This window comes from uncultured Oscillibacter sp. (assembly GCF_947654275.1).
Lineage (GTDB): Bacteria > Bacillota > Clostridia > Oscillospirales > Oscillospiraceae > Oscillibacter.
On record NZ_CANTJS010000083.1, the window covers coordinates 1 to 7,305 of the forward strand.

General features: G+C 61.0%; 8 protein-coding genes. All 8 read left to right on the forward strand.

From position 1 onward, the window contains the following. The first annotated feature begins 59 nt into the window (after positions 1–59). The gene (locus tag Q0063_RS13860) at positions 60–896 is read left to right on the forward strand and encodes an ABC transporter permease (RefSeq protein ID WP_297872559.1); all 837 of its coding nucleotides are present in this window, start codon (positions 60–62) and stop codon (positions 894–896) included. A gap of 24 nt (positions 897–920) precedes the next feature. Then, a complete protein-coding gene (locus Q0063_RS13865) occupies positions 921–1,889 on the forward strand; it encodes an ABC transporter ATP-binding protein (RefSeq protein ID WP_297872552.1) in 969 nt (322 codons plus the stop codon). A 94-nt stretch (positions 1,890–1,983) separates the two neighbouring features. Then, positions 1,984–3,171: an extracellular solute-binding protein gene (locus Q0063_RS13870; protein WP_297872553.1), complete on the forward strand. Its 1,188-nt coding sequence runs from the start codon at positions 1,984–1,986 to the stop codon at positions 3,169–3,171. 30 nt (positions 3,172–3,201) lie between these two features. Further along, positions 3,202–4,047 (forward strand): ABC transporter permease, encoded by an 846-nt coding sequence (locus Q0063_RS13875; protein WP_297872554.1) that lies wholly within the window; start codon positions 3,202–3,204, stop codon positions 4,045–4,047. Between the two features lie 151 nt (positions 4,048–4,198). After that, positions 4,199–4,858: a glycerophosphodiester phosphodiesterase gene (locus Q0063_RS13880; RefSeq protein WP_297872555.1), complete on the forward strand. Its 660-nt coding sequence runs from the start codon at positions 4,199–4,201 to the stop codon at positions 4,856–4,858. After that, complete coding sequence (locus tag Q0063_RS13885; protein ID WP_297872556.1) at positions 4,855–5,463, forward strand: GNAT family N-acetyltransferase; 609 nt, start codon at positions 4,855–4,857, stop codon at positions 5,461–5,463. The genes Q0063_RS13880 and Q0063_RS13885 overlap by 4 nt, the downstream gene beginning before the upstream one ends. Positions 5,464–5,740: 277 nt before the next feature. Continuing rightward, on the forward strand, positions 5,741–6,136 hold the full coding sequence (locus Q0063_RS13890) for an Rrf2 family transcriptional regulator (protein WP_297872557.1): 396 nt from the start codon (positions 5,741–5,743) through the stop codon (positions 6,134–6,136). 39 nt (positions 6,137–6,175) lie between these two features. Next, positions 6,176–7,305: acyl-CoA dehydrogenase (locus Q0063_RS13895; RefSeq protein WP_297872558.1), on the forward strand; the 1,130-nt coding region annotated here is incomplete at its 3' end.

Here is a 7,305-nt window from a genome sequence, read left to right on the forward strand (position 1 = left end):
CAAACTGTTACTTCCCTCCGAAATATCAAAATGTTCTTTATGCGTGGAAAGCCTTCAAAATGCTGAATCCCCGGCGCTTTTATCACGCCGTGGGCAGGAAGAAATTTCTGGAATTCCTCCTGCTGGCGGCCTTTATCCTGTTCTTTTACGGACCCATGCTCAACATGCTGATGCTGGCCTTTGCCAACGAGTACACCGTTCCGGCGGTCCTCCCCCAGGAATGGGGCTTCAAGTGGTGGAAATACGTGTTTGCTCAGAACAGCCTGGTTTCCTCCATTGTCCAGTCCTTCATCGTGGCCATCATCACCACGGCGGTGTCCATGGTGCTGTGCATTCCCGCGGCGTATTCCATCGCCCGGTTCAAATACCGGGGCCGGAAGCTCTTCATGCTGTCCTTCCTGCTGACCAACGCCTTCCCCAAGCTGGGCATCTACACCTCCATCGCCGTGCTGTTCTACCGCTACGGCCTGATGGGCACTTATGCCGGCGTGGTCATCATCCACATGATTAACTCCATGATGTTCATGGTCTGGCTTCCCGCCAGCGCCTTCCGCTCGGTCCACCGCCAGCAGGAGGAGGCCGCCCGGGATGTGGGCGCGGGCCCTGTCCGGACCTTCTTCAAAATCACCCTGCCCATGGCCATGCCCGGCATCGCCGTGGCCACGCTGTACACCTTCCTGGGCTCCATGGAGGAGGCTCAGGGCACGCTGCTGGTGGGTCTTGCCAAGGTGCAGACCATGCCCGTGGCCATGTACGGCATCGTGCTGGACTCCTCGGCGGTGCAGATCGGCGCGGTGTTCGCGATTCTGCTGATTATCCCGTCCGCCCTGATGATCTTCCTCATGCGGAAGTACATCGGACCCGAGGCCATTTCCGGCGGCTTCAAGATGAAATAACGGAGTTTGGAGGAGAAGACACTCATGAGCGAGCGCAAAATCAAACTGCAAATCAAGGATATGACCAAAAAATATGACAACGGAGACGGCGTTGAACATATTAACCTTGATATTTACGAGGGAGAAATCGTCACCTTCCTGGGCCCGTCCGGCTGCGGCAAGACCACCATCCTGCGGACCATCGGCGGCTTTCTGGACGTGACCTCCGGCGACATCACCGTGGATGGCCAGTCCATCATCAGCCTGCCCCCGGAGAAGCGGCCCACGGCCATGGTGTTCCAGAGCTACAACCTCTGGCCCCACATGACCATCTATGAGAATCTGGCCTTCGGCCTGAAGCTGCGGAAGGTCCCCAAGGCGGAGATTGACGCGGACGTGAAGAAGTACCTCCAGCTGGTGTCCATGCCCGGCTGCGAAAAGAAGTACCCCGGCCAGCTCTCCGGCGGCCAGCAGCAGAGAATCGCCATTGCCCGGTCCCTGATGCTCAAGCCCTCTCTGCTGCTTCTGGACGAACCCTTCTCCGCCCTGGACGCCAAAATCCGCCAGCAGATGCGGGAGGAGCTGAAGAAAATCCAGCAGGACCTGGGCATCACCGTCATCTTCGTCACCCACGACCAGGAGGAGGCCATGTCCCTGTCCCACCGGATTGTGGTTATGAACAAGGGCAAATTTGAGCAGACCGGCACCCCGGCGGAAATCTACGACCAGCCCGCCACCCTCCATGTGGCGTCCTTCATCGGTGAGATGAATTTCCTGAAAAAGGACGGCAAGACCATCGCCGTCCGGCCCGAGGATCTGACGGTGTCCCAGGGCCACGGCGGCGGCCAGTTCGACGCCACGGTGCGGACCATCATGCTGCTGGGACACTACGTGGTCATGACCGCCCAGCACGGGGAGGACGTCATCAAGTGCTACATCAACCGGGACCTCAGCGAGCGCCTGAAGGAGGGCGACCCGGTGAGTCTCGCCGTGGGCAAGCACACCGTGTTTTAACGGGCCCGCCTGAAGCAGTACCCTGTTATCAGGGGAGTATCCCCCTCGACCCATACATGACATCAGACCTGCAACGATTTGAAAGGAGATTTCTATGAAAAGAAGACTGTTCGCAATGCTCCTGTCCGCCGTGATGCTGACGGCGCTGCTCACCGGCTGCGGCGGCAAAGACAGCGGTTCCGGCGGTTCCTCCTCCGGCGATTCCGGCAGCGGCGAGCCCAAGAAGGCCGTCAGCCTCTGGGCCACCGGCTCCGACAACGTCCGCGAGATTTTCGAGGCCCTTGTCAGCGACTTCAACACCAATTCCGAGTACGCCGGCCAGTATGAGGTCACCCTCCAGTTCATGCTCTCCGGCACCGGCGCCCAGACCCTGGCCGATATGCTGTCCGCCGCCTCCAAGGCCGGACAGACCAACACGGATTACGACATCGTGGACCTCAGCGGCGACGACCTCTCCAAGCTGGTCTCCCTCATCGGCCAGGAGCAGTTCGTGAAGCTGGACAGCGCCAAGATTCCCAATGCCGCCAGCGTGGAGGCCAAGAGCTCCATTGCCGACGGATACTGCCAGCCCTACCGCGGCACCACCGTCATCCTGGCCTATGACTCCGCCAAGGTTCCCACTCCCCCCGCCACCATGGATGAGCTGGTGGAGTGGATGAAGAACAACCCCGGCCGCTTTGCCTACAACACCCCCGGCACCGGCGGCGCAGGCGACTCCTTTGCCCGCAGCTCCGTGTACAACTTCCTGCCTGAGGAGGCTTTCACCTCCGACGACGAGAAGTGGACCGGCGAGTGGGACGAGGGCTTTAATTTCCTGAAGGAAATCCACCCCTACATGTATGCCTCCGGCGGCTCCATCGTCTATCCCAACAAGAACCAGGGCACTCTGGACCTGCTGAACCAGGGCGAAATCGACATGTGCCCCAACTGGGCGGACATGGTCCTGTCCCAGCGGGCCTCCGGCGAGATCAAGGACAGCATCAAAATCACCCAGATTGAACCCGCCCTCACCGGCTCCCTCCAGTCCCTGGTCATCCCCACCTTTGGCTCCAACACCGAGGGAGCTTACGCCTTCATGAATTACATGCTTTCTCCCGCCGCTCAGGAGCTGATGGTCAAGCAGATGGCCGCCATCCCCCTGATTGACGCCTCCACCATGGACATGACCGGCTATGAGGACCTTCAGGGTCTGGACGTGTCCAACTTCCGTCTCCAGTCCATCGGCGGTCTGTCCACCTCCTTCAACGAGCGCTGGGACAACGAGATCGCCACCATCGGCTGACACAAATCCACCGATAACGAGGGGATACCTATGAGTAAAAGCCTGAAGCGAAATCTGGTAGCCTACGGTCTGGTTCTGCCGGCGTTTCTCGTCGTCATGCTGACCGTGGCCTACCCCATTGTCCTGGCGGTGATTCAGAGCTTCCAGGACTCCAAGACCGGCGCGTTTACGCTGGATAACTACGCCTACTTCTTCACCGAGCCCGCCCAGCTGAAAAACATCCTGTACACCCTGTACGTGTGCCTGATGACGGTGGCCATCGCCATTGTGGTGGCCTATCTGCTGGCGCTGTACCTCCGGTTCGTCAGGTCCAGGATTGCCAAGACCATCGGCACGCTGTACCTGGTGCCCCGGTTCGTCCCCGCCATGTGCGCGGTGTACGCCATGATTACCATCATCCGGGACTCCGGCCTCATCAACCGCATCGGCCTGATTTTCGGACACGACGTTAAGCTGGGCCTGATGTACCACGCCAGCGGCATGATTATGATGAACCTCTGGTTCAACATCCCCTTCGCGGCGCTGATGATTACCGCCGGCCTGGGCGCCATCCCCGATTCCATCATTGAGGGCGCCCGGGATGTGGGAGCCGGCAAGTTCAAGGTCTTCACCTCCATGATCCTGCCCCTGTCCATCAAGGACGTGGTGGTGGCGGGCACCTTCGTGTTCATGTCCAATGTGGGCTCCTTCACCACCCCCTATTTGATGGGCGGAAGCGCCCCCAAGATGCTGGGCATCGCCCTGTTCGATCAGTTCAACAAGTATCTGGCCTACAACCGTTCCGCGGCTCTGTCGGTCATCATGTTCCTGATCTGCTCCGTTTCGGCAGGCGTGTATATCTACACCAACCTCAAGGAAAACGAGTGGGAAAAGTAAACCCGCACCGGCGGAAGGGCTCAGCCCTTCCGCCGGTTTGGCCCCTTTCGGAGTCAGGAATTAGAAATTAGAAATTAGGAGTCAGGAATTAGGAATTTGAACGAACACAAGGCAATTCCTCATTCCTAATTGAATCAGAAGGAGAAGCTCTATGAAGACACAAATAACCGCCCACACCGGGGCGGAGGGCAGGCCGGACAACAGCCTGGAATTCGTATCCTATGCCCTGTCCTGCGGCGCGGACGCCCTGGAGGTGGATGTGCGCCGCCTCCCCGGCGGAGCCCTGGCCATCGGCCACGACGGCGTGGGAGAGGAGGCCCCCCGGCTGGCGGAGGTTCTCCGGATGACGGCGGCCCGTCCCGGCATACGCATCAACTGCGACCTCAAGGAGCCGGGACTGGAGGCGGCCGTCTGCCGCCTGGCGGAGGAGGCCGGACTGGGGGGGCGGCTGATTCTCTCCGGAACGGTAAACGCCGCCGCCTCTGTCCCCGGGGCGGAGGTCTATCTGAACATGGAGGAATACGTCCCCGACCTCTACCTCAAATACCGGGAAATCCCCAACTTTGAGCTGGAGGCGGCGGAGACCATCGCCGCCGTCTGCAAGCAGGCCGGCATCGCCACCGTCAACATCTATCAGGGCCTTGTGACCCGGCGGCTGGCCGAGACCCTGGCCCGGGCCGGCGTGGGCCTCTCGGTCTGGACCGTCAACGACGGCTGGGAGCTGAGCTGGTTCCTGGGCCTGGGGGTGCGGAACATCACCACCCGGCGGCCCGTCCTGGCCCTGGAGCTGCGGGAGGGCGGGAAGCCATGAGCGTCCCGGACCGGTCCATTCCCTTTTACAACCTGATTCTCCGCTGCGACCGCTGGCAGAGGCGGGACCCCGACCTGCCGGAGGGCGTCCGCCTCCGGGGCTGGCAGCCGGGGGACGAGGCGGCCTGGGCCGAGCTGGAATACGAAATTGGGGACTTTGCCTCTCGGGAGGAGGCCCTGGCCTATTTTGCTGAAACCTACGGCAGGGACCCCCGGGCTCTGGCCCGGCGGTGCCGCTTCGCCGTGGACGGGGAGGGCCGTGTGCTGGGAACCTGCACCGCCTGGCGGGACCCCCGGGAACAGGGGGAAATCGCATCCCTCCACTGGTTAGCCGTCTCCCCCCATGCTCAGGGCAGAGGACTGGGGCGGGCCCTCTGCCGGGAGACCCTGGCCGTCTTTCAGGACCTGGGGGAGTTCCCCGTCTATATCCACACGCAGCCCTGGAGCTGGAAGGCCCTGCTGCTCTATGTCCGGGAGGGCTTCCGCCTCCAGCGGACCGACTGCTTCGCCGCCTATGAAAACCAGTATGCCCAGGGCATGGAGACACTGCGGGCGGTAGTAACCCCGGAACAGTACGCCGAGCTCCTCCGCTGCTCCCAGGATTAGGATAAAAGTCCGGCAGGCCGCCGGGCTTTTTTCATGTCCGGGGACTGTAAGTTTCTGCCAAACACAGCGGAGCCCTTTTGTGAGTTCAACCAATTCATTCCAGCATTTTAAGGAAATCTATTGACATTTTGCCAAAAAGCACCTATAATAAACTGAATCAGTGTAATTTTAAACGGGACCGACAGCCCCGGCAGGAGCCGGACGCGTGAGAATCTTTCCGGCAGGCGGATCGTATTCAGGGGCTGTGAGGCCAGTCTCTGAATGTGGGGTGTCGTATTTGCTGATTACACGGGAAATGGATTATACACTGCGGGTCCTCCGGGCCCTGTACAGAGAAGGACAGCTGTCCGCCGCCTCGGTGGCCAGACTGGAGCACATGCCCAAGGCCATCACGCTGAAGGTGCTGAATCAGCTTCACGCCGTGGGCATTGTGGAGAGCCGCAGAGGGGTCTGCGGCGGCTATTTCCTCCGCCGGCCCTGTGAGGAACTGACGCTGTACGACCTGTTCCGGGCCTCCGGGGACGAACCCCTGCTGAACCGCTGCCAGCAGAGGGAGTATCAATGTGAAAACCTGTCCCGGGAGGAGTGCGCCGTCTGCCGGGAGCTGGACCGGGTTCAGGAAATCCTGAACGCCGAGCTGAGGCGGACGCCGCTGAGCGAACTGTTTGCGTAATACTCCAGTTTTTATGATATAAGAAAAGGAGGCACACACATGCTGTATCAAACCACCCAGGCCCACGAGGAACTCCGGGCCAAGGTCCGGGCCTTCGCTGAGGCCGAAATCAAGCCCATCGCCTTCCTGCTGGATAAGGAAAACCGCTTCCCCACGGAGGCCGTGAAAAAAATGGGGGAGCTGGGCCTGATGGGCCTGCCCTATGAAACCGAGTTCGAGGGGGCGGGGGCCGACGCCCTGAGCTACGCCATCGCCGTGGAGGAGCTGGCCCGGGTGGACGGCGGCGCAGGCGTGATTCTCTCCGCCCACACCTCCCTGGGCACCTATCCCATCCACGCCTTCGGCAATGAGGCCCAAAAGAAAAAATACCTGCCCGACCTGTGCTCCGGCCGGAAAATCGGCGCCTTCGGCCTGACGGAGCCCAACGCCGGGTCCGACGCCGGCGGCACGGAGACCACCGCCGAGGACATGGGGGATTATTACCTCCTGAACGGCGAGAAAATTTTCATCACCAACGGCGGAGAGGCGGACACCTATGTCATCTTCGCCGTCACCACCCCAGGCATCGGCACCCGGGGCATCAGCGCCCTGATTGTGGAAAAGGGCTGGGAGGGCTTCACCTTTGAGGAGCACTATGACAAAATGGGCATCCGCTCCTCCGCCACCTGCCAGCTGAATTTCAACGGCGTGAAGGTTCCCAAGGAGAACCTTCTGGGCAAGGAGGGCCAGGGCTTCAAGATTGCCATGTCCACTCTGGACGGCGGGCGCATCGGCATTGCGGCCCAGGCCCTGGGCATCGCCCAGGGGGCCTATGAGGCCGCCGTGGAATACTCCAAGGAGCGCATCCAGTTCGGAAAGCCCATCTGCCAGCAGCAGAATATCGCCTTTAAGATTGCCGACATGGCTACCAAGCTCCGCTGCGCCCGGTTCCTGGTCTACTCCGCCGCCGAGCTGAAGCAGGCCCATGTCCCCTATGGCATGGAGTCCGCCATGGCCAAGCAGTACGCCTCGGACATCGCCCTGGAGGTCACCAACGACGCCCTCCAGATTTTCGGCGGCTGCGGCTATTTGAAGGGCATGGAGGTGGAACGCTTCTACCGGGACGCCAAAATCACCACCATCTACGAGGGCACCAACGAAATTCAGCGGGTGGTCATCGCCTCCCACAT